Genomic DNA, 1,229 nt, shown 5'->3' on the forward strand with positions numbered 1-1,229 from the left:
TAATTCCATTTGGTTTGCGTTCTCTCATATCGCTTTTAGTCTAAACTCCAGTAATGAGTCCATCGGCCACTACGGGTGTTAACTCTTCATTGGAAACTTCTTGCTAATTTGCCTGCTCGTGTCGCTTGCCAAATATGTCGAATCTACTTATCAGCCTAAAATCTACTCTAGGTAAGCGATAGCGGAAATCTTGAATACGAGTAGCGCCCATCTCAATAAGTACAGTCTTTGCAACTAACAGGACGAACGCAAGATGAATGAAACTCGTTCTCTGGCTCTATATCAATACTACTTTTTTGGCAAATGATCATTTAATTTGTCAAGAAATACCGTTTTATCCTTTTTTTTGTGCGGATCTTGTTTGGGCTTTTTGATTTCTTTATTGCCCTTTTTTTCCTTCGACATAATTACTCTCCAATGTGGTGATGAATAGGATTGCTAGAATGCTAGTAAAGTGTTTCTCAAAGATATTATTTAGAATGTCTGAGAAACTGCTACAAGCAAGTTTTTTTAGGATAATCAAAATCGTTATATCATCGGTTTTCTCAATTATTCTATTCTTTGGTATCTGATATTTGGTTAATATTTGAGTTTTTGATAGAGGAATACAGCGTTTTGCAACTATATAAGGTACAATCTCCCCAACCCGCGAGTTGGGTATTTCTGTACTTCACAAAGTTGAAATCTGCTGTATATCCAGAAGAATCTGCATCTGAACGGATAATCAGATTATTGCCATCTTTTAATTAAAGTATTTGGCAGAATTTCAGGGCGCAATGTTTAGCATTTAGGTAGTCTTTGTGTCTCTAAGATTAGCCCTGCTTATTTTTGCTCCTCTCAGGCTTACCCAATTTAGATTGGCACTACCTAAATCTGAGTCACTCAAGTCTGAGTTTCTCAAATTTGCCACAGTAAAATCTGCTTGCCTCAAAGCAAGCTTTAATTAGGCTTATCCCTTTCAAGTTTGCCTGCTTAAAATTTCTTTCCCCGGCTGCATATCGCCTTAAAACTTCATTGGCATCCGTATTGGTTGCCTCGCAACGTGTAGCGTTGTCGCTTTTTTTATATTTTCATTATAGCAGCTATATTTTAATAAAAAATTGTCCAAAATAGGACACAGATGATTTATTTGCTATCAGCATTACCGGATGAAACTTATTTTGTCAAAAATTGAATATAGCGTTTACCAGTCTAATGAAGTACACTAATTAAAATAAATCAGTGTATCT

The 1,229-nt window shown here is 36.0% G+C and carries 1 protein-coding gene; it reads right to left on the reverse strand.

What is annotated here, in order from left to right:
* Positions 1 to 787: 787 nt before the first annotated feature.
* The gene (locus tag ABF638_RS38015; RefSeq protein WP_435027890.1) at positions 788 to 910 is read right to left on the reverse strand and encodes a pentapeptide repeat-containing protein; all 123 of its coding nucleotides are present in this window, start codon (positions 908 to 910) and stop codon (positions 788 to 790) included.
* Between the last annotated feature and the right edge of the window lie 319 nt (positions 911 to 1,229).

Origin of the sequence: Nostoc sp. CALU 1950, from assembly GCF_051172895.1 — a bacterium.
Lineage (GTDB): Bacteria > Cyanobacteriota > Cyanobacteriia > Cyanobacteriales > Nostocaceae > Nostoc > Nostoc edaphicum_A.